General features: G+C 60.1%; 23 protein-coding genes. 12 read left to right on the forward strand and 11 right to left on the reverse strand.

Annotated elements, in window-relative coordinates; genetic code table 11:
- Positions 1–19: 19 nt before the first annotated feature.
- The gene (locus ACQZ48_RS02695) at positions 20–1,021 is read left to right on the forward strand and encodes a DUF2125 domain-containing protein (RefSeq protein ID WP_448728474.1); all 1,002 of its coding nucleotides are present in this window, start codon (positions 20–22) and stop codon (positions 1,019–1,021) included.
- A 69-nt stretch (positions 1,022–1,090) separates the two neighbouring features.
- On the opposite strand, the gene ACQZ48_RS02700 is transcribed toward ACQZ48_RS02695, so the two are convergent.
- From ACQZ48_RS02700 to ACQZ48_RS02710, 3 genes are all read right to left on the reverse strand, one after another.
- The gene (locus ACQZ48_RS02700) at positions 1,091–2,020 is read right to left on the reverse strand and encodes a prephenate/arogenate dehydrogenase family protein (RefSeq protein ID WP_191216740.1); all 930 of its coding nucleotides are present in this window, start codon (positions 2,018–2,020) and stop codon (positions 1,091–1,093) included.
- Complete coding sequence (hisC, locus tag ACQZ48_RS02705; RefSeq protein ID WP_191216741.1) at positions 2,020–3,126, reverse strand: histidinol-phosphate transaminase; 1,107 nt, start codon at positions 3,124–3,126, stop codon at positions 2,020–2,022. Before hisC ends, ACQZ48_RS02700 begins: the two co-directional genes overlap by 1 nt.
- Positions 3,127–3,210: 84 nt before the next feature.
- Positions 3,211–3,972, reverse strand: coding sequence for a class I SAM-dependent methyltransferase (locus ACQZ48_RS02710; protein WP_269823433.1), 762 nt, complete (start codon positions 3,970–3,972; stop codon positions 3,211–3,213).
- Between the two features lie 106 nt (positions 3,973–4,078).
- Here ACQZ48_RS02710 and gloB point away from each other — a divergent pair, with 106 nt between their 5' ends.
- Positions 4,079–4,849: a hydroxyacylglutathione hydrolase gene (gene gloB, locus ACQZ48_RS02715; RefSeq protein WP_077985227.1), complete on the forward strand. Its 771-nt coding sequence runs from the start codon at positions 4,079–4,081 to the stop codon at positions 4,847–4,849.
- A complete protein-coding gene (locus tag ACQZ48_RS02720) occupies positions 4,849–5,289 on the forward strand; it encodes a cupin domain-containing protein (protein ID WP_170985607.1) in 441 nt (146 codons plus the stop codon). The genes gloB and ACQZ48_RS02720 overlap by 1 nt, the downstream gene beginning before the upstream one ends.
- Positions 5,290–5,398: 109 nt before the next feature.
- Here the strand turns inward: ACQZ48_RS02720 and ACQZ48_RS02725 are convergent, their stop codons facing one another.
- Entirely contained in the window at positions 5,399–6,172 is a 774-nt protein-coding gene (locus ACQZ48_RS02725; protein ID WP_077985228.1) for a DUF3108 domain-containing protein, read from the reverse strand.
- A gap of 252 nt (positions 6,173–6,424) precedes the next feature.
- Between ACQZ48_RS02725 and rpmB the strand changes: the two genes are divergently transcribed.
- The 3 genes from rpmB (at position 6,425) to ACQZ48_RS02740 (ending at position 7,951) form a co-directional block, all read left to right on the forward strand.
- Complete coding sequence (gene rpmB, locus ACQZ48_RS02730; RefSeq protein WP_003509888.1) at positions 6,425–6,715, forward strand: 50S ribosomal protein L28; 291 nt, start codon at positions 6,425–6,427, stop codon at positions 6,713–6,715.
- A 165-nt stretch (positions 6,716–6,880) separates the two neighbouring features.
- Positions 6,881–7,525: a queuosine precursor transporter gene (locus tag ACQZ48_RS02735; protein WP_077985230.1), complete on the forward strand. Its 645-nt coding sequence runs from the start codon at positions 6,881–6,883 to the stop codon at positions 7,523–7,525.
- A 90-nt stretch (positions 7,526–7,615) separates the two neighbouring features.
- Entirely contained in the window at positions 7,616–7,951 is a 336-nt protein-coding gene (locus ACQZ48_RS02740; RefSeq protein WP_077985339.1) for a pentapeptide repeat-containing protein, read from the forward strand.
- A gap of 2 nt (positions 7,952–7,953) precedes the next feature.
- Here the strand turns inward: ACQZ48_RS02740 and ACQZ48_RS02745 are convergent, their stop codons facing one another.
- The 4 genes from ACQZ48_RS02745 to ACQZ48_RS02760 all read right to left on the reverse strand — a co-directional run bounded on the left by ACQZ48_RS02745 (position 7,954) and on the right by ACQZ48_RS02760 (position 12,673).
- The gene (locus ACQZ48_RS02745; protein WP_448728475.1) at positions 7,954–8,931 is read right to left on the reverse strand and encodes an esterase-like activity of phytase family protein; all 978 of its coding nucleotides are present in this window, start codon (positions 8,929–8,931) and stop codon (positions 7,954–7,956) included.
- Positions 8,932–8,968: 37 nt separating this feature from the next.
- Positions 8,969–10,873: a cobaltochelatase subunit CobT gene (gene cobT / locus ACQZ48_RS02750; protein ID WP_448728476.1), complete on the reverse strand. Its 1,905-nt coding sequence runs from the start codon at positions 10,871–10,873 to the stop codon at positions 8,969–8,971.
- A 106-nt stretch (positions 10,874–10,979) separates the two neighbouring features.
- Positions 10,980–11,969 (reverse strand): cobaltochelatase subunit CobS, encoded by a 990-nt coding sequence (gene cobS / locus ACQZ48_RS02755; protein ID WP_003523293.1) that lies wholly within the window; start codon positions 11,967–11,969, stop codon positions 10,980–10,982.
- A gap of 68 nt (positions 11,970–12,037) precedes the next feature.
- Entirely contained in the window at positions 12,038–12,673 is a 636-nt protein-coding gene (locus ACQZ48_RS02760; protein ID WP_077985232.1) for a J domain-containing protein, read from the reverse strand.
- A gap of 115 nt (positions 12,674–12,788) precedes the next feature.
- On the opposite strand from ACQZ48_RS02760, the gene ACQZ48_RS02765 reads away from it, so the two are divergent.
- Complete coding sequence (locus ACQZ48_RS02765) at positions 12,789–13,070, forward strand: BolA family protein (protein ID WP_077985233.1); 282 nt, start codon at positions 12,789–12,791, stop codon at positions 13,068–13,070.
- 220 nt (positions 13,071–13,290) lie between these two features.
- On the opposite strand, the gene aroB is transcribed toward ACQZ48_RS02765, so the two are convergent.
- Together aroB and ACQZ48_RS02775 are read right to left on the reverse strand one after the other, a co-directional pair.
- Positions 13,291–14,424, reverse strand: coding sequence for a 3-dehydroquinate synthase (aroB, locus tag ACQZ48_RS02770; protein ID WP_191216747.1), 1,134 nt, complete (start codon positions 14,422–14,424; stop codon positions 13,291–13,293).
- 4 nt (positions 14,425–14,428) lie between these two features.
- Positions 14,429–15,010: a shikimate kinase gene (locus ACQZ48_RS02775; protein WP_448728477.1), complete on the reverse strand. Its 582-nt coding sequence runs from the start codon at positions 15,008–15,010 to the stop codon at positions 14,429–14,431.
- A 188-nt stretch (positions 15,011–15,198) separates the two neighbouring features.
- Here ACQZ48_RS02775 and ACQZ48_RS02780 point away from each other — a divergent pair, with 188 nt between their 5' ends.
- From ACQZ48_RS02780 to ACQZ48_RS02800, 5 genes are all read left to right on the forward strand, one after another.
- A complete protein-coding gene (locus tag ACQZ48_RS02780; RefSeq protein WP_448728478.1) occupies positions 15,199–15,372 on the forward strand; it encodes a histidine kinase in 174 nt (57 codons plus the stop codon).
- Positions 15,369–16,364 carry a site-specific tyrosine recombinase XerD gene (gene xerD / locus ACQZ48_RS02785; RefSeq protein WP_443387636.1) on the forward strand — a complete coding sequence of 332 codons (996 nt, stop codon included), beginning with the start codon at positions 15,369–15,371 and terminating at the stop codon, positions 16,362–16,364. The genes ACQZ48_RS02780 and xerD overlap by 4 nt, the downstream gene beginning before the upstream one ends.
- 63 nt (positions 16,365–16,427) lie before the next feature.
- On the forward strand, positions 16,428–17,381 hold the full coding sequence (locus tag ACQZ48_RS02790; protein ID WP_077985239.1) for an acetyl-CoA carboxylase carboxyltransferase subunit alpha: 954 nt from the start codon (positions 16,428–16,430) through the stop codon (positions 17,379–17,381).
- A 191-nt stretch (positions 17,382–17,572) separates the two neighbouring features.
- Positions 17,573–18,853 (forward strand): L,D-transpeptidase family protein, encoded by a 1,281-nt coding sequence (locus ACQZ48_RS02795; protein ID WP_137411431.1) that lies wholly within the window; start codon positions 17,573–17,575, stop codon positions 18,851–18,853.
- Entirely contained in the window at positions 18,850–19,086 is a 237-nt protein-coding gene (locus tag ACQZ48_RS02800; protein WP_077985240.1) for a sulfurtransferase TusA family protein, read from the forward strand. Before ACQZ48_RS02795 ends, ACQZ48_RS02800 begins: the two co-directional genes overlap by 4 nt.
- 240 nt (positions 19,087–19,326) lie before the next feature.
- Here ACQZ48_RS02800 and ACQZ48_RS02805 read toward each other — a convergent pair whose 3' ends face one another.
- Complete coding sequence (locus ACQZ48_RS02805) at positions 19,327–20,466, reverse strand: CobW family GTP-binding protein (protein WP_191216749.1); 1,140 nt, start codon at positions 20,464–20,466, stop codon at positions 19,327–19,329.
- Positions 20,467–20,499 lie beyond the last annotated feature (33 nt).

The raw sequence follows: 20,499 nt of genomic DNA on the forward strand, positions 1-20,499 counted from the left end.
CTGTTCATCGGAGATCAATATGGCAGCGTCAAGCCAATCCGGCACCGCCAAAAAATTCCTCTGGCTCGCCATCGCCATCCTCGTGGTCATCGGACTTTATACCGCCGGGTGGTTTTATGCCGCCGATAGGCTGAAACAGACGGTTCTGAACGTCATCGCCCCCTCGCAGGCCCGCAACGTCAGCGGTGAATGCGGCGATATCGCCTTCAAGGGTTATCCCTTCCGCATCGGCCTCTTCTGCTCCAGGGTGACGGTGGATGACAAGGAGAACGGCGTTTCCGCTTCCTTCGGCGAACTTCGCTCGGCGGCGCAGGTCTATAATCCCGGCCACATCGTCTGGGAACTCGATTCGCCGGCGGAAATCCGTTCCGCCCATGGCCTGACGATCTCAGCCGCCTGGCAGAACATGCAGTCCAGCATCGTCACCAAGCTGAAGGGCATCGACCGCAGCTCGCTGGTCATCGACGGGCTGAAGGCGCAGGCGATTTCTTCCGTCACCGGGCAGACCATCGACTTCGACGCGGTCAAAACGGAAATGCATCTGCGCCAGAACGGCGCGGATCTTGATGGCGCGATCACGCTCACCGATTCGGCAACCGTCATCAAGGATTGGCCGCAGGTTCTTCCCCGCCTCGACGCCATCTTGGACGTGACGCTGGCGGGCAAGGCAGGCATGGTGGATGGCAGCGACAAATCCGGCCTTTATGGCGCGAGCGGCGAGCTTCGCCGGCTGGTGGCAGATATTGGCGAAGGCCGAACCATGCGCATCAGCGGCCCCTTCTCCTTCGACAATGAGGGCTATCTTTCGGGCAAGTTCAAGCTGGAGATCGAAAAGCTCGGCGCATGGTCGGACAATGCCAAGCAGGTTTTCCCGCAGTTGCAATCCACCATCGATACGGCCCGCAAACTGCTCGGCGCGCTCGCCGGCGGCGGTGACCGGGCATCCGTCGATCTCGTGGTAGATCGTGGCCGCGCCACGGTCAGCGGCTTTATTCCGCTTGGGAAAATCCCGCCGATTTGAGCAGTTGATTTATACCCTCTGTCATCCTCGGGCTTGACCCGAGGATGACAGAGGGAGACTAAATGCGCCCTACTTCTTCTGATCCAGCGCGTGACGCCCAAAGTCCGGCGCGTCAACATCCTGACCGGCCTGGACGATCGAGCGTCGGATAGCGCGGGTGCGGGAAAACAGTTCGAACAGCTTGTCGCCTTCTCCCCAGCGGATCGCCCTTTGCAGCGAAGCGAGGTCTTCGGAAAACCGCGCCAGCATCTCAAGGATTGCATCCTTGTTATGCAGGCAGACATCCCGCCACATGGTGGGATCGGAGGCGGCAAGACGGGTGAAATCGCGGAAACCGGAGGCGGAATATTTGATGACTTCCGATTCGGTCACCGTCTCCAGATCGTCCGCCGTGCCGACGATATTGTAAGCGATGATGTGCGGCAGATGCGACACGATCGCCAGAACCTTGTCGTGGTGTTCGGCATCCATTTCATCCACGCGCGACCCGAGCGCTCGCCAGAAATCCTTCAGCCTTTCCAGCGCCGCGGCATCCGTGCCCGGCAGCGGCGTGAAGATGCACCAGCGCTCGCGGAAGAGACCGGCAAAACCGGCATCCGGGCCGGATTTTTCCGTACCCGCCAGCGGATGGCCGGGAATGAAATGCACGTTGTCAGGAATATGCGGTGCCATCTGCGCGATAACAGAAGCCTTGGTGGAGCCGACATCGGTGACGATGGCGCCCGGCTTCAGATGCGGCGCGATCTGCTGCGCCACACTTTCCGAAGCACCGACCGGCACCGAGACGATGACGAGATCGGCATCCTTGACCGCTTCAGCCGCCGAAACGGTATAATCCGTACCAAGCGCCAGTTCCTCCGCCCGTGTCAGCGTATCTTCACTGCGGGTGGAAATGGTCACATGGCGGGCAAGCCCCAATTCCCTGACATCGCGGGCAATCGACGAGCCGATCAGGCCGATGCCGATCAGCGCGATGCGTTCGAACATGATCTCAGTCATCACGCCTGCCCCATGAACTCGGTGAGGGCCGCGATGACGCCGAGATTGGCCTCTTCAGAACCGATGGTCATTCTCAGCGCATTCGGGAAACCGTAACCACGGACCGCACGCAGAATATAACCGCGGCGGCTCAGGAAATCGTCCGCATCCGCCGCGCGCTTGCCGTCCTGATCCGGGAAATGGATGAGGATGAAGTTGGTGACCGAAGGCGTGACGGTAAGGCCGAGTCCGACAAAGGCATTCACCAGCTTTTCCATCCACAGGGCGTTATGCGCCACCGCCTTTTGAACGAATGCCTGATCGCGGATGGCCGCAGCGCCCGCCGCGATAGCCGGCGCGCTCATATTGAACGGCCCGCGCACGCGGTTCAGCGCGTCGATAATATCGACAGGGGCATACATCCAGCCGACGCGCAGCGCGGCCAGACCGTAAACCTTGGAGAAGGTGCGGGTCATCACCACGTTGCGGTTGCCAGAGACCAGTTCGAGACCCGCCTCGTAATCGTTCTTGCGCACGTATTCCGCATAGGCGGCATCCAGCACCAGCACGACATGTTTCGGCAGGCCTGCCTGCAGGCGGCGGATTTCCGCGACGGGAACATAGGTGCCGGTGGGATTGCCGGGGTTGGCCACGAAAACCATCTTGGTCTTCGGCGTCACGGCGGCGAGGATCGCATCCACATCAACAGCGCAATCCTTTTCCTTCACCGTCACCGGGGTTGCCCCCGCGCCCATGATCTGGATCTTGTAGACGAGGAAACCATGTTCGGTGATGATCGCTTCATCGCCGGCACCCAGATAGACGTGGCAAAGCAGGCCGAGAAGCTCGTCCGAACCGTTGCCGCACAGGATGTTTGCGATATTGAGGCCATGCACGTCGGCAATCGCCTGACGCAACGCGATCGCCTGACCGTCCGGATAGATTTCCAGATGGCTGGCGGCAGCGCTGAAAGCCTCGATCGCCTTCGGGCTCGGACCAAGCGGCGTTTCATTGGAGGAGAGCTTATAAACCTTCGCAACGCCGTCCACATGTTCCTTACCCGGAACATAAGCGGCGATATCCAGAATACCCGGACGCGGAACAGGTTGGCTAAGCTCTGCACTCATTTGATCGACCTTTGGAAAAACGCCGGAGAACCCGGCAAAAGCAATGCCGGAGGCATTAGACCGGAATGGGCACTTTGTCGAGGGTCAGCGCGGCTTTCTCTGGCTTGCCGCGGCGCGGGTGGTGGGCACGCCCTGTGGGGCCAGCACGGGCACGAAAACCCGGCGCGAGGCGCGCTGGGTGACTGGCAGCCCTTGATAGAGACGCTTTTGCGCTTCCACCACGATGACACCGGAAAACAGCGGCCACAGCCTGCGGCCGGTATGTTCGAGATAACGGCGGAATTTCAGTATTGGCCGGCTTGTGGTGGGCGGAAAGAACAGCGCCTCGGCGGAGGCGCCCGGTGTGAAATTGGTTTCGCGCAAAAGCGCCGTCAGCTGTCCGCGTGAATAGGGTCTTCCGGAACCGAAAGGCGTATGTTCCATGCGCGCCCAGACGCCGCGCCGGTTCGGCACCACGATGACGAGGCGGCCGCCGGGCGCCAGCACACGCCACAGTTCCTTGAGGCTTTCGCGCGGATTTTCGGCAAATTCCAGCGCATGCACCATCAAGACCCGGTCTATCGACGAATCAGGCAGCGGCAGTTCCTCGTCGAAGACCAGCGCCGTGGAAGACAGCTCGCCCGCCGGCCAGTTCACAGCCCCCTGCCCCGCCGGCATGAAGGCGAAGGTGCGCTCCGTATCGCGACGGAACCGCTCCAGAAACGGCACGGCGTAACCAAGGCCGACCAGCCGCTCTTCCGGCAAAGGCGGCCACAGCGTCGAAAGCGCCATGGTGATCGCCTGCTCGGCCGCGCGGCCAAGCGGAGAATGATAGAATTCGCGCAGATCGACGATATCGGTATTCATGGCCGAGAATGTAGCATCAGGCGGTTGGACTTCAAGGCGTCTGCCCTTACATAGGAAAGCAGGCGGGCGAATGCGCCGGTTTTGGCCGGCAAATGGAGAGGATAAGATGAAACCTTTGGAAATAGACGTCTTTCTTTGCCGCAGCGACAATTTCGGGGTGCTCCTGCACGATCCTGAAAGCGGCGCGACGGCCACCATAGACGCCCCGGAAGAAGGGCCTATCCTGCGGGCGCTCGACGGCCACGGCTGGAAACTCACCCATATCTTGACCACTCATCACCATCAGGACCATGTGGAAGCCAATCTGGCTCTGAAAGACAGGTTCCGCTGCGAAATTCACGGCCCCTATGACGAAGCGGTTGCGATTCCGGGCCTCGACCGTTCGCAGGCCGATGGCGACGAATTCGAATTCGCCGGCCGCCGCGTTCAGGTTATCGCCACGCCCGGACATACGGCAGGCCATATCTGTTATTATCTGCCCGATGACGGGCTGCTGTTTGCCGCCGATACGCTGTTTGCCATGGGTTGCGGCCGCCTGTTCGAACGTCCGGCGGCGGATATGTGGCATTCCTTCCAGAAGCTCATGGCACTGCCGGATGAAACCAAAGTTTATTTCGGCCATGAATATACACTGACGAACGCCCGTTTCGCCCTCACCGTCGACCCGGAAAATGCTGTACTGAGCGAGCGCGCGGCCCACATCGAAAAGGTGCGACAGGCGAATGAATTCACCATTCCCACCACCATCGGGCTCGAAAAACAGACCAACCCATATATGCGGGTGGCCGATGCCGGCATTCGCAAATATCTCGGCCTTGAAAGCGCCACCGATGCCGATGTTTTCGCAGAAATCCGCACACGCAAGGACAATTTCTGATGGGAACGGAGATATCGGCGCAGGCGATCATTCGCGAACTGGGGCTGGAGCCGCATCCCGAGGGCGGTTTTTACCACCAGACGTTCCGCGATAAGGCAGGCGGTGAGCGGGGTCATTCGACGGCGATCTATTATCTCCTGGAAAAGGGCGACCGCTCGCACTGGCACCGGGTCACCGATGCGGTTGAGGTCTGGCACTATTATGCCGGCGCGCCGATTGCGCTGCATCTTTCGCAGGACGGTCGGGAAGTGCGGACCTTCACGCTCGGCCCCGCCATTCTTGAAGGCGAGCGCCCGCAGGTCATCGTTCCCGCCAATTGCTGGCAATCGGCCGAAAGCCGCGGTGACTTCACGCTCGTCGGCTGCACCGTCTCGCCGGGCTTTGCCTTTTCGAGCTTCGTTATGGCCGAGCCGGGCTGGTCGCCAGGTGATGCGGCATAACCCTGAGAGCAATTAGAGGCCCGGTCGTGCTCCGCTTGTTTCTTCTCCCCGCCGGGGAGAGGAAATACGCGGCGACGCCTACTTTCAATTGCCGTGCCATCAATCTTGGTCAGCCGCCGTATTTCGTAGCGGTGATATAGACCTGCCCCACCCGGGTCGGAATGATGGCGTAGACAGGCGCATAGACATCCATGTTGTTCGACTTGGCGAACCAGATCTCCATGGAGATGGATTTCAGATATTCGATATCCTTGCGCCCCTGCCTGTAACCCGACTTCGGCACATACCGCGCCTTGCAAACGATGGCGTCGCCGTTAAAACCGTTGGTCTTGAACGGCCTGGTGCCGCTGGAGCTCAAAACCAGATCGAGCCGCGATTCGCCGTCATAGATCGGCAGGCGAGTGGGGCAGATGCGGCCGCCGGCTGGAATGATGAGGCCGGAAATCGGATCGAGAACCGAGCGCAGGTCGCGGTCTTTCACGTCAACCCAGTTGTCCGGCCGGGCTTTCGGCTCGGGTTTCACCGTGGTCGATGTGACGTTGCCGTTGCGATAGACAACGTCATAGGTGCGTACCCGCTTGCCGTCCTTGTAGACCAGCGAATATTCGTTGGCCTGCAGCCGGTGGCCGCGCTTGGCGCCGGAAACGGTCGTCTTGCCGGAAATATCCTTGAGGATGCTGGCGAGGCCGGCGGCGCTGAAGGAACCGGAGATCGAATAATTCGGCCCATCCATGCGAGTCGAGAAACTCGCCCTGGCAATCGGCAAAATGCCGAGATTGATGCTGTATTCGCTTGTGTGGCGCGCTTCGGCGGCGAGCGAGGGGGAGACGCCCGTTAACGCTATTGTCGCGGCCACGAAAATGCTTTTTCCTCTGGCAATCATTTCGATATCACCTTAAAAGAGGCGCGGAAGCGGCCTTATCGGGCGATCATATACGCTGACTTGTGGCAATAAAAAAGCGGATGCCGGTTGAAAACGCCGGAATTTCCTTTCATTTGATCGCGAGCGGCTTGACTGTTAGGTCCCGTCTGACTATAGAACCGCAACTTTCCAATCATGGCCAGTTGGATTGCCACCCCGGTTTTGCCGGTGGCGAGCCAGTGGTGAAACAGACGAAACGAAATAGGTGTACCCATGTCCCGTGTATGCGAATTGACCGGCAAGGGCGTCCAGACGGGCAACAACGTCAGCCACGCCAACAACAAGACCAAGCGCCGGTTCCTTCCGAATCTCTGCCAGGTCACGTTGATCTCCGATGCTCTCGGCCAGCGTTTCCGCCTGCGTGTTTCCGCAGCCGCTCTGCGCTCCGTTGAACACCGTGGTGGCCTCGATGCCTTCCTTCTGAAGTCCGGCGAAAACGAACTGAGCATGCGCGCTCGTCTCCTGCGCCGCCAGATCGCCAAGAAGACGGCTGAAGCTGCTTAATAGCGGCTTCGACATCATCTGATATTCAGAAGGCTTGAATGGCTTTTCGCCGCTCAAGCCTTTTGTTTGTTTCAGATTTTAATTGCATCGGGTTTTGCGAAAACCGTTTGAGACGTTTTCTTCCGATGCTTGGCTCCAACTGGTGGCATCACCCAGGATAAAAAAATGCCCTATCTGCGTTTTACGCTTATCTATGTTCTGCTGATGACTTTGGTGGTCGTCGCGTCCAATATTCTGGTGCAATACCCGCTTTCCGGCTCGTTGTTCGGCGTCAATCTCGGCGACCTTTTGACCTGGGGTGCCTTCACCTATCCGATCGCCTTCCTCGTCACGGACCTCACCAACCGCCAGTTCGGCCCGTCCATAGCGCGTCGCGTCGTGCTTGCTGGCTTCGTCGTCGGTGTCACGCTGTCCTTCTGGACATCCATTCCGCGCATCGCTGTTGCGTCCGGCACCGCCTATCTGATCGGCCAGTTGCTGGATATTTCCGTGTTCAACCGCCTGCGCCGCCAGCGCTGGTGGCATGCGCCACTCGCGGGCTCGATGCTGGGATCGGTGCTGGACACGGCCCTGTTCTTCTCCATCGCCTTTGCCGCGAGCTTCTCCTTTGTCGGCCCCAACGACGCCTTCGCCACCGAAAGCGCGCCGCTGCTCGGCGTTTTCGCTCTGGAGGCCCCTCGGTGGATTTCCTGGGCGCTGGGCGATCTGTCGGTGAAGGTTCTCGTCGGCCTCGTCATGCTCTTGCCCTACGGCGCGCTGATGAACACGCTGAAGCCGATGCCGGACACCGTCAAAACGGGCCGCGTTTGAGGCCGGGCAAGCGCGGATCAAATCGCGCTTGCAAGCCAGCCGTCAGCATTGCAGTCTGTCGTCCGTGGCACAGCGCGGAGGCAGGTCGACATGCAGATCAAGGACGTTATAGACATCGTGGAGGCTGCCAGCGCCACGCTTTCAGGATCAACCTTCAACGACGTCAATCTATCCGGCACGGTCTTCGACAATGTCAATCTTTCCGGGGCGAGCTTCAACAATATCAATTTGTCAGGTGCGTCGTTCACGGATAACAACATGTCCGGCTGGTCGATCGATGACGTCAATTTTTCCGGTCTGAAACTGAGCAACTCAAACCTGTCGGGTGCGCAGATAACGTCATGCCGAATGACCGGCATGAAGATCGACGGCATTCCCGTCGAGGACCTGATGGCAGCCTACAAGGCGGCACAGCAGCAGGCCTGATTTTACTCCACCAGCTTGAATTCCAGCATCAAGTTGCGCTGGAGGAACGAGTGATTGTCATCGGAAACGATGATGAGGCGCGTCGAGCCGTCCGGCCCCTTCACCACATCCATGCCTTCCATATTGTCGATCTGGTAGGCCATGCCGGCTTCCATGAGGATTTCGCCATCCACCACAGCACCCGGCCGGATATCAGCACCACGGATGCGACGGATGCGCATGCCCACGCCTTCAGCGAAATTGAAGCGGCGCTCGAGAAGCAGCAGGTCGCCATTGGGCAGGAACGCACCGTCAGTCACGTCGAATGACGGATGATGCGTGACGGCGAATGTGCCCTTCATCGGGCCTTCCAATATGGCGGCGAGAAGATTGCCGTCCGTATCGATACTTTTTTCAGCCACCACGACCAGAGCGCCAGCGAGCGGCGAATCGGCCGGCGATACCGCGAGAGCCTCCAGGCCGCCATTATGGCGCAACTCGTTGCTGGGGATGAGATATGGCAGGCGTTCGAGCGGCTTTGCGGTGGCGAAGCCCGGATCGGGATAGATATCGATTCTGTGTCGCTGCTCGTAACTGACGAACACCTTGCCGTCGCGCAGCGCCAGCCCTTCCGCATCCATCTCCATCTTGCGCGGCGGTTCGCGCCCGCTCATGTCCAGCATGGGGGTGATGCGCGCATCGGCAATTCCGGACAAAGCACCGCGAGCGTCACGCAAGACCCTGCCCGTCAGCCAATGGCCGGTATCCAGCACCGCAACGAAGTCCTCCCCATTGGGGCGGAAACGGATGGAGGATATCGCCCCGAACAGCTTTTCCGGCGCGCTCATCACCATGCCGCCGACAAATTCCAGCTTGCCGAAACGTCTTTCGCTGGTGCCGACCTCGAAAGAGGAGAGGAGACGCGCGCTCACCGGCACATCGATGGTGGAAGCGCCGATGGAAACCGGCAACAGCCATGCGGCCGCGAGAATGGCGGCCATCGCAAGCGTCTTGCAAAGGGAAGAAGCCTTACCCCGCTTATCCCGCACGGCGAACCCTGCGGGACGAACCGGAAGCGCCGCTCGTATCCTCAAAGAGCGCCGCAAGCTGCTCGGTCATCGCGCCGGCCAGTTCGTCCGCATCCACGATGGTCACGGCGCGGCGATAATAGCGCGTCACATCGTGGCCGATACCGATTGCCAGCAGTTCCACCGGCGACCGTGTCTCGATCTGCTCGATGACCGCGCGCAGGTGCCGTTCCAGATAGTTGCCGGGATTGACCGACAGGGTCGAATCGTCCACCGGCGCTCCGTCCGAGATCATCATCATGATCTTGCGCTGCTCGGGGCGGCCGATCAGGCGGTTATGCGCCCACATCAGCGCTTCACCGTCGATGTTTTCTTTGAGCAGTCCCTCACGCATCATCAGGCCGAGATTGCGCCGCGCGCGCCGCCACGGAGCGTCCGCCGATTTGTAGATGATATGGCGCAGATCATTGAGACGGCCCGGCGACGCCGGCTTGCCATTGGCAAGCCACTGTTCGCGCGATTGCCCGCCCTTCCACGCCTTGGTGGTGAAGCCCAGAATCTCCACCTTCACGCCGGACCGCTCCAGCGTGCGCGCGAGAATATCGGCGCAGGTGGCTGCAACGGTAATGGGACGGCCGCGCATCGAACCGGAATTGTCGATGACGAGCGAAACCACGGTATCGCGGAACTTGGTGTCGCGTTCTTTCTTGAAGGAAAGCGGCTGCATCGGATCGATGATGAGCCTGACGAGGCGGGCCGGATCGAGGTAGCCCTCTTCCAGATCGAAGTCCCAGGAACGGTTCTGCTGCGCCATCAGGCGGCGTTGCAACCGGTTCGCCAGACGCCCGACGGCGCCCTGAAGATGAGCGAGCTGCTTGTCGAGGAAGGCGCGCAGACGGTCGAGTTCCGCCTCGTCGCACAGTTCCTCGGCGTGAATTTCCTCGTCGAATTCCTGGGTGAAGATGCGGTAATCGACCTTTTCATTAAAGTCGTCGAAGGGGCTGTTGGGGCGGCGGGTCTCGCCGGGCGTTTCGGAATCCTCGTCGAGATCGTCGGACATTTCCTCGTCCGACATCTCGGCGCCGTCCATCTCGCCTTCTTCCATTTCCTCCTGCGAGGCCTCGTTTTCATCGGCGGGCGTCGCGTCGGAGCCGGCCTCTTCCTCGTCCTGTTCCTCTTCGGTCTCGTTGGTGCGCGGCTGGTCCTCGTTGGATTCCGCTTCCTGGCTCTCGGGCTCGTTATCCTCGTCGCCGAAATCCTCCGCCATCTGCATGGAGGTCAGCATCTTGCGCACCAGCCGCGAAAAGGCCTTCTGGTCGGTGATGACGCTGGAGAGATCCTTGAGGTCGCCGGCGGCCTTGTCCTCGATGAAATCGCGCCACAGATCGACAACCTTGCCGGCGCTTTCCGGCGGCTTCTCACCCGTCAGCTTCTCGCGCACCAGAAGCGCCACAGCTTCGGCAAGCGGCGCATCGTCCTTGTTGTTGATGCCGGCGAAGTTGGCTTTGGCGTATTTTTCGGTGTTCATGGCCTGGATGTTGGAGGCCATGCCGGGCATGCGCAGCGCGCCGATCGATTCCACGCGCGCCTGTTCGACAGCATCGAAAATCAGCCGCGCTTCGGCGCCCTGCGGCGACATGACCGCGTGGGTATCGGCATCATGGCAGGCAAGGCGCAACGCCATGGAATCGCCGAGTCCGCGGGTGATGGCGATTTCCTGCGCTGTCGGTTTCTTGGAGATTTCCGGCAGGCGCATGCGCTCGCCGGCAAGGCCCGGCCGTTCATTGGCGAAGACGACTTCGACTTCGGCATCGCCAGCGACGGATCGCACGCATCCGGCAATCGCCTGACGCAACGGCTCCGTATCGACCGCCGTACCCGGTTTTGCTCTGGAATTGTCGCCGCGCCCTGCCATTGTCTTTCCTGTCATTTGCCGACGCGTGGAGACCGCCCATCGATATGCGCGCAGTCTGCCAGCGTCTTCAAGTCATCGAAATCGTCTCCGGACAAGCCGGGGACGATCAGGCGCTGAGAACGATGTTCGCAGCGCTTTCCTTCAGCTCGACGCCAAAGGCCCGCTGATACTGTTCGGCAACCAGCGTGCGCTCCAGCTCGTCGCACTTGTTGAGGAAGGTTACGCGGAAGGCAAAGGCGAGATCGCCGAAGATTTCCGCATTTTCCGCCCAGGTGATGACGGTACGCGGGCTCATGACCGTGGAAAGATCGCCATTGATGAAAGCCGAACGGGTGAGATCGGCCACGCGCACCATCTTGGAGACGGTTTCACGGCCCTTCGGATTGTCGAAGCTCTTCACCTTGGCGGCGATGATGTTCACTTCCTGCTCGTGCGGCAGGTAGTTCAGCGTGGTGACGATGGACCAGCGGTCCATCTGCGCCTGGTTGATCTGCTGCGTGCCGTGGTAAAGCCCGGTCGTATCGCCAAGGCCGACGGTGTTGGCGGTCGCAAAAATGCGGAACGCCGGGTGAGGACGGATGACGCGACTCTGGTCGAGCAGCGTCAGGCGGCCGGAAGATTCCAGCACGCGCTGGATGACGAACATCACGTCCGGACGACCGGCATCGTATTCGTCGAAGACCAGCGCGACATTATGCTGGTAGGCCCAGGGCAGGATGCCGTCCTTGAATTCGGTAACCTGCTTGCCGTCTTTGAGGACGATGGCGTCCTTGCCGACGAGGTCGATACGGCTGACATGGCTGTCGAGGTTGACGCGCACGCAGGGCCAGTTGAGGCGGGCGGCGACCTGCTCGATATGGGTGGATTTACCCGTGCCGTGGAAACCGGAGACCATGACACGTCGGTTGTGAGCAAAACCGGCAAGGATCGCGAGCGTCGTATCGCGGTCGAAAAGATAGTCGGGATCGAGGTCCGGCACATAGGCGTCGCCCTGGGAATAGGCGGGAACCCGCAGATCCGTATCAATGCCGAAAACCTCCCGCACAGACACCGTCGTGTCGGGCAGGTTGGAAATATCAAGGTCGATTTTGCTCATCACGTCTCCAAGGCGGGCGGCAGCCACCCGGCCACATCATCAATCAGGCGGTAAACACGTAAGTTGGCTTAGCAGAAACCTGACTGCTTTAACAATTGATATGCTTGAACAACAGCCCGAAAACGTTCTTCCGAACCACGATCGCCACCATTAGCATCAGGATGGTGCTTTTTGACAAGCTCCTTATAACGCCTTTTTATGTCTTCCTGCTTTGCGCTGGACGGAAGACCGAGCGTATCGAAGGCTTTTGCCTCCAGCGTCTTCAGCTTGCGGTCCTGTTGCATGCGCGTGCCGCCGGCCCTTCCTCCGCCGGCAAAACCGCCGGTAAAGCCGAAAGGATCGCGAATACGCGCGTTGCCGCTGGCTGAGCCGGAGCGCAAAGTGGAATGCAGCGGGCTGTCGCGCGCAGTCTTGTTCACGCCCACCGTCCAGGTGGGGCGATGGCCGGTGATCGCTTCCTTCTGGTAACGGGCGATTTCGCTGTCGGAGAGGCCGGAAAAGTAATTATAGCCCTTGTTGTATTCCTTCACATGCTCAAAACAGAACAGGAAGAATTGCCCCTCGGCATTGCGGCCGACGGGTGCCCGGTGAACGCCCGGCTTGTCGCATCCGTCCCACTGGCAGGTTGGGGCCTGAACCTCAGGTTCCCGCTCCCTTTTCCGGCGCGTGCGGATGCGGTCGAAATATTTCGAATCCAGTTTCATGATGCCCTGATTATGGGGTGCGAAAAGCCGCACAACAAGAATTGACAAAGTGGAATGTTACAGGCTTTTAGGGAGCCCCCTTCAAAGACCTGCAAACAGAATTGGAGCCCTCTGCATGTCCCTGCGAGAACGCATAGAAACGAAGCTTCGGCAGAGCTTTTCGCCGGAACGCCTGAGGGTTGTCGATGAAAGCCAGATGCATGCCGGCCACCAGCCGGATATAACCGGTACGGGCGAGACACATATGCGTGTTCAGATAGTGTCGGAAAGCTTTTCCGGCAAGTCTCGCGTCGAACGCCATCGGGCGATCAACGCTGTTTTGAAGCCGGAACTCGACGCCGGGCTGCATGCGCTCGCCATAGAGGCGGCGGCACCGGGGGAAGCGGTGCGGTTCTAGGTGGTCATTGGAGCCGAGAGCAAGCCCCCTCATCCGGCCCTTCGGGCCACCTTCTCCCCGGCGGGGAGAAGAAACCGGGCGGCAACGCCTTGCTCAAAGCGCCAGCGCTGTTCCCCCGTATAGCATTGCCAAAGCGGCTTGTTCTTCTCCCCCCGGGGAGAAGTGCCGGAGCGGAGCGAGGCGATGAGGGGGCGCCCTCACCGTACTGCCCGGCGCCAGTTCACCCCGGATGCTTCTCCGACAGGAAAGACTGCACCTCGGACGCCGCCACATCGTCAGCCACGAAGGACTGGCCGATGCCGTGGGTAAGAATGAAGGTGAGCTTGCCGCCCTTTACCTTCTTGTCCTGTGCGATTGCCGTCATCAGGGTTTCGACCGGCGGCAATTCGCCGGGAATATCCTTCATCGTGGTCGGCAGACCGACGGCCTTCAGATGTGCCTCGACGCGGGCGGCATCGTCGGGGCTTGCCAGATTGAGGCGGGCGGAGAACTGGTGGGCCAGCACCATGCCGATGGCGACGCCTTCGCCGTGCACCAGCCGCTTGCTGTCGTAATTGGTTGCCGCTTCCAGTGCGTGACCGAAAGTGTGACCGAGGTTAAGAAGGGCGCGCACGCCGTTTTCTTTTTCATCGGCCACCACCACGTCTGCCTTGGCCTGGCAGCTGGTCGCAATCGCCTGAATGCGGGCCGGGCCGCCGGTGCGGATGTCATCCCAGTTTTTTTCCAGCCAGAAGAAGAAATCCGGTTTGTCGATCAAACCGTATTTGACCACTTCGGCATAACCGGCGCGGAATTCCCGCGGGCTTAGCGTATCCAGCACCGCCGTATCCGCCAGCACCAGATCGGGCTGGTGGAAAACACCGATCAGATTCTTGCCGTGGCGGGTGTTGATACCGGTCTTGCCGCCGACGGAGGAATCCACCTGCGACAGAAGCGAGGTCGGTATCTGCACGAAGCGCACACCACGGCGCACGATGCCGGCGGCAAAACCGGCGAGATCGCCGATCACGCCGCCGCCGAGCGCGATCACCGCATCGTTACGCTCCACCCTTGCGGAGAGAACCGCATCGCAGACGGTGACCAGATGCTCGAAGCTCTTGGTCTTTTCGCCAGCCGGCAACGTCAGCGAGACGGCCTCAATGCCATCTGTCTGCAGCCCATCCATCAGGCCTTCGAGATAAAGCGGCGCAACATGTTCGTCGGTAATGATCGCCGCGCGTTTGCCCTTCAGCCGCGCCGAAATCTCGCCGCCCGCCCGGCCGATGACGCCCGGCCCGATCAGAATGTCATAGGCGCGCTCGCCAAGCGGCACATGGACGAGACGTTCATCGGCGTGAATTTCGGAAGGCGTCATGGGATCAGTCTTTCTGTTCGATGCCGGCTATGGCGGCCAGCACTTCGGTCACGATGATTTCCTTGCGGACATCACGGGATTCGATGGTCAGATTCGCTTCTGCATAGATCGGATAGCGTTTCTCCATCAGGGCCGCCAGCGTGGCCTTGGGGTTTTCGGTCTTGAGAAGCGGGCGATGATCGCGCTTGTTGACCCTCTCCCACAACACCTCGAGATCGGCCTTCAGCCACAATGAAATGCCGCCGCGCGCGATGTGCCGACGGGTATTGTCGCTGATGAAAGCACCGCCACCGGTGGAAATGACCTTGGGGCCGCCGCGCAGCAGCCGCTTGATGACCCGCGTTTCCAGCGCCCGGAATTCTTCCTCGCCATAGGTAGAAAAAAGTTCCGATATCGTCATGCGCGACACGCGCTCGATCTCGACATCCGTATCAATGAAAGGAACCCTGAGCTGCTGGGCGACCATGCGGCCCACCGCCGACTTTCCAGCCCCCATCAGCCCGACGAAGACGATGTTGCGCCGTCCGAGCTTTGCCCGCGCTTGCTCCCCGAGTGTGGCCGGGACGGATAAATTCGTTTCATTCATAGATTTGAAAGCCCGTTTGGCATGGATATCTGCAAATGTTTACGAAGCGTCAAGCCAAATTGCTGACTGAATTGCGGTGAATCACAATCATCGCCGCATGCGGCATGGGGCGGAGCGGGCATTTTGATCTTGTCGCCGCTTTCACCGCACCGCATATAAATTTCGACCGCCACTTTCACGGAGCCGCCATGCCCACCCTCTTCCGCTTCACGATGATACTGGCGACCATCGCGGGGCTGATCTATGGCGGCATGGTTCTGCTCGTCATGGTCGTCAAACCGCGCGACCGCGAAGTGACGGTCCGCATCCCTTCCGAGCGGCTGAACCCGCCGTCGACCGAACCGGCAAGGCGCGCCCCATGAGCGGACAACCGATGGCAGGGCGCGACGGTGCGCGGCTGGAAAGTTTTCTGGAAATGATGAGCGCCGAACGCGGGGCTGCCGCCAACACGCTCTCTTCCTATGAGCGCGATCTTTCCGATCTGCGCGAATTTCTCGGTCAGCGCGGCCAGTCCCTGACGCAGGCGCAGACGCCTGACCTTTCCGCCTATCTGAGCCATCTTTCCGCGCAGGGTTTTGCCGCCACCTCGCAGGCGCGGCGCCTCTCATCCATGCGGCAGTTTTATCGCTTTCTCTATTCGGAAGGGCTGCGCGGCGACGACCCGACCGGCATCATCGACGCGCCGAGGAAAGGTCTCGCTTTACCGAAAACGATGAGCGTGGCCGATGTGAACCGGCTTCTCGGTCTCGCGGCGCAGGAAGCGGCAACCGAAGGCCCGGGCCAGCTTGCCCGCATCCGCATGCATCTTCTGCTCGAACTGCTTTACGCCACCGGCATGCGTGTCAGCGAACTCGTCTCGCTGCCGGTCAAGGTGCTGCGCCAGGAGGGCCGCTTCCTGATGATCCGCGGCAAGGGTAACAAGGACCGCATGGTCCTTCTTTCCCGCGCCGCCATCGAGGCGATGGAAAAATACGAGGCTGCCAGAAAGGCGCTCGCATCCGAGAAAAGCAAGGTGGCCGCTTCCCAGAAAAAACCGGAGACACCGGAAAGCCCGTGGCTATTTCCTTCCAGCAGCAAGGAAGGCCACCTGCCCCGCCAGGTCTTCGCCCGCGACCTGAAGGACATCGCCATTCGTGCGGGCTTAACCCCGTCCGCCATATCGCCGCACGTCCTGCGCCACGCCTTTGCCAGCCACCTGCTGCAGAACGGTGCGGATCTGCGCGCGGTGCAGGAACTGCTCGGCCATTCCGACATTTCCACGACACAAATCTATACACATGTGCTGGAAGAACGCTTGCAAGAGCTGGTACAAACGCATCACCCCCTTGCCAAACAGGGCAAAAACCTTGATTAGAGCGACCGGAACCGCCGGATAATCCGGCTCAAACCTTGCGCAAAACGATCGGAAACGGATCTCATGCACAATTATCTCGACTTCGAAAAACCTATCTCGGACCTTGAGGGCAAGATTATCGAGCTGAAGAAGCTTGCCGATGAAGACGAGAGCATAGACACCTCGGAGGAGATCAACCGCCTGGAATCGCGCGTCAACGACGCGATGCAGGACATCTATTCCAAGCTGAACGCCTGGCAAAAAACGCAGGTCGCGCGTCACCCGCAGCGTCCGCATTTCGTCGATTATGCCAAGACGCTGTTCACCGATTTCACGCCGCTCGCCGGCGACCGCAAATTTTCCGAAGACGCCGCCATTCAGGCCGGCCTTGCCCGTTTTAACGGTCAGCCCGTCGCCATCATCGGCCAGGAAAAGGGCAACGACACCAAAAGCCGCCTGAAGCATAATTTCGGCAGCCCGCGCCCGGAAGGTTACCGCAAGGCGATCCGGGTGCTCGAACTGGCCGACCGTTTCTCGCTGCCGGTGATCACCCTCATCGATACGGCAGGCGCCTATCCCGGCGTCGGCGCGGAAGAGCGCGGCCAGGCCGAAGCCATCGCCCGCTCGACGGAAATGTGCCTCAACGTGAAGGTGCCGATCGTCTCCGTCGTCATCGGCGAAGGTGGCTCGGGCGGCGCAATCGCCATCGCCACCGGCAACCGCGTCTATATGCTCGAACATGCGATTTATTCGGTGATCTCGCCGGAAGGCGCCGCCTCCATTCTCTGGCGCGATTCGACCCGCGCCAAGGAAGCTGCGACCAACATGAAGATCACCTCGGAGGATCTGAAGGCGCTCGGCGTTATCGACGGAATCATTCCCGAGCCGATCGGCGGCGCGCATCGCGCTCCCGAAACCGTCATCAACGCGACGGGTGACGTTATCGCCACGGCTCTGGCCGATCTTTCCCAGCGCTCGGGCACACAGCTGCGCGCCGAACGCCGCCAGAAATTCCTGGATATCGGGCGGAACCTCTAAGTCCGGCCTTATTTTCCTTTGATATCGCCCCAACTCGGCCATAGTCCGGTCACATCAAAAGATGTATCGGCGGCCGCGGGGCGAATCCGATTTGAGTTAAGAAGATGTAAACGGTTAATACCGTATTTAAAATTCACACGGGACGGTGTAGAAATGCCGCCGTTTCGTGCCATCGTCTTTCGGATCAGATCATGCGTTTGACACATTTTGCACTTCTTGCCTGCACTGCGCTCATTCTTGCCGGTTGCAACGACACGCTCGAAACCGTCGAACGCGATGTGTCCCACATCAAGAACAAGGTCGATTACCCGCTGTCTCCGTCCATCCTGGCCGAGATCGACAAAAAGGGCATGGATCGCACCTCGCCGATCATGATCCGCATCTTCAAGGAAGAAGGCGCGCTGGAAATCTGGAAGGCCAAGCGCGACAACCGCTTCGACAAAATCGCCGAATACCAGATATGCGCCTGGTCCGGAAAGCTCGGCCCCAAGGTGAAAGAGGGTGACCGGCAGGCGCCTGAAGGTTTTTATAACCTGACGCCTGCGCATCTCAATCCGAACTCGAAATATTACCTCGCCATCAATACCGGCTTTCCGAACCGCTATGATGCCGCCAATGGCCGCAACGGCACCAATCTGATGATCCACGGTGCCTGCTCCTCCTCCGGCTGTTATTCGATGACGGATGCGCAGATTCTTGAAATCTACGGTTTTGCGCGCGACGCCTTCAAGGGCGGCCAGAAGACAGTGCAGCTGCAGGCCTTCCCCTTCCGCATGACGGCGGAAAACATGGCCCGTCATCGCAAGAGCGAACATCTCGAATTCTGGAAGATGCTGAAGGTCGGTTACGACAATTTCGAAGTGACCAAGCGCCCGCCGGAAGTGAATGTCTGCGAAAAGAAATATGTCTTCAACCAGCAGACGGAAGGCGGCAGCTTCAATGCGTCTGCCCAATGCCCGGCCATGAGCACACCGCCGGCGCTCGTCAGCGCACTCTCCAGCTACGAGAAGACCTACGATCTCGCCTATGAAAAGGCGATGAAGAAATATGACGGCATGGCCTGGTACGACCCGAGCGAAGCCGAGCGCAAGGCGCTGGTGGCCGAAAAGCGCAAAGGCCGCGAGCCCGCCTATGCCCCGACCGGCTCGGCGCTGAAGGCCGGCAAGCTGATGAAAGAAACCGAATATGCCGCGTTGATGGAGAAAAAGGCGCAGCAGGTGACGTCGTCCTCACCGGCGACGACCGCAACGGCCTCTTCCCTGCGCGGCCCGCGTCCTTCGGCAGTACAGCCCGCAGCACCGCAATCGAACCCGGCCCCCGCAGCACCGACGATGGTTGCCTCGGCTACCCCCGCAGCAGCCGGGCAAAGCGTCCCGGTTCCGGCCATGAACCCGCTTGCCTATTCCGCAGCACCTGCTGCTCCGGAAGCGCCGGAAAAGAAGCCGTTCTGGAAGTTCTGGGCCAAGGAATGAGCGACACGGCCGAGATCGTCTATGATTTGAGGGGGCTTAAATGCCCCCTTCCGGTTTTGAGAAGCCGCAAGAAACTCGCAACCCTGAAGGCGGGAGATGTTCTGACCGTCGAGACGACCGATCCGCTGGCGGTGATCGATATTGCGCATATGTGCAATGAGGATGGGCATAGCCTGGTGGAAACCACTGCGCTGGATAAGGGACACCGGTTTCGGATTGTGAAGGGCGGGTAACCGGCGTTCAATGCTGACGCTCCGGGCTTACCCCCCTCTGCCCTGCCCGGCATCACCCCCTCAAGGTGGGAGATCAGTTGCGACGACTGCTCGTTTTCTCACCAGCTCTGCACTTCGGGTTGCTGTCCCCATAAAGATGGTCGGAGCAAGCCGCTTGTCGATCCCCCCTTGAGAGGGAGATGTCCGGTAGGACAGAGGGGGGTGAACCACTCCCACCGACCTAGACCATCACGACACGCCCTAAAACCGCAACCCGGAGACCGCCAGCGGATTATCCGTCATCGCCTGCCTGTCCGGCCGGTCGACACCCGGTGTGCTTGTGAAGGCCGCGAACAGGTCCTGGACGAAAGCCTCAGGCAAATCCTTCGTAATCAGCACCATACGCGTACGCTGATCGACCGGATCCGGCCAGGCCGCTAGGCGCTCGGGCGTGTGGAAAATATTCTGCACCCCATGCAGCACCAGAGGCCGGCCCGGATTATCCGACAGCTTGACAATGGCCTTCATGCGCAGAAGCTTTTCCCCATGCGCCGAGCGCAGCAGATCCACGAACATGTCGATCGCCATCGGGCTGACCGGCTCTTCGTGAACGATCGAGAAAGAACGGATAGACGCATCGTGCCGGTTCACGTCGTGGTGATGGTGGTCGTGTTCGCCATGATACTGGTGGTGATGACCATGTTCGTGATCATGTTCATGGTGATCGTGCTCCGCCTCCTCGCCCAGCCAGCGACCGACATCGGCATTCTTGCTGCCGGCGTCGTAAAGGCCGTTGTCGAGAAGCCCCGCAGCGCTCCAATCGGTTTTGTCGCCATCCTCGATGATCGCACGCGGATTGAGCGCTTGTAGACGGGCTGTCAGCGTGGAAATCGTCGCGGCATCGGCAAGCGCGCGCTTGGTCATCACCAGACGGTCGGCCACAGCGGCCTGTTTCACCGCCTCCTGGTGATTGTCGAGCGTGGAAAGGCCGTTCACGGCGTCCACCACCGTAATCACACCGTTCAGAACGAAATTCTGCGCTATGACCGGGTTGCCCATCACAGACTGCATGACGGGGGCAGGATCGGCAAGGCCCGTCGTCTCGATCACCACCCGTTTTACCGGCTTCAGCTTGCCTGTCTGGATGCCGTCCATCAGTTCCGCCAGCGTATCCACCAGCTCGCCGCGCACCGTGCAGCACAGGCAGCCTTCCGCCAGTTCGATAATGCCCTCACCAGCGCTTTCGACCAGCATATGATCGATACTGACATCGCCGAATTCATTGATGATGATCGCCGCATCGCTCATCGCCGGATCCTTGAGGAGCCGGTTGAGCAGCGTCGATTTTCCGGCGCCGAGAAATCCGGTGATGATGGAAACCGGGATGCGATCGCGAGACATGACCTGCCTGTGTGTTGATGGCCGCTCCGGCAG

Source organism: Agrobacterium sp. 22-209-1, assembly GCF_053522485.1.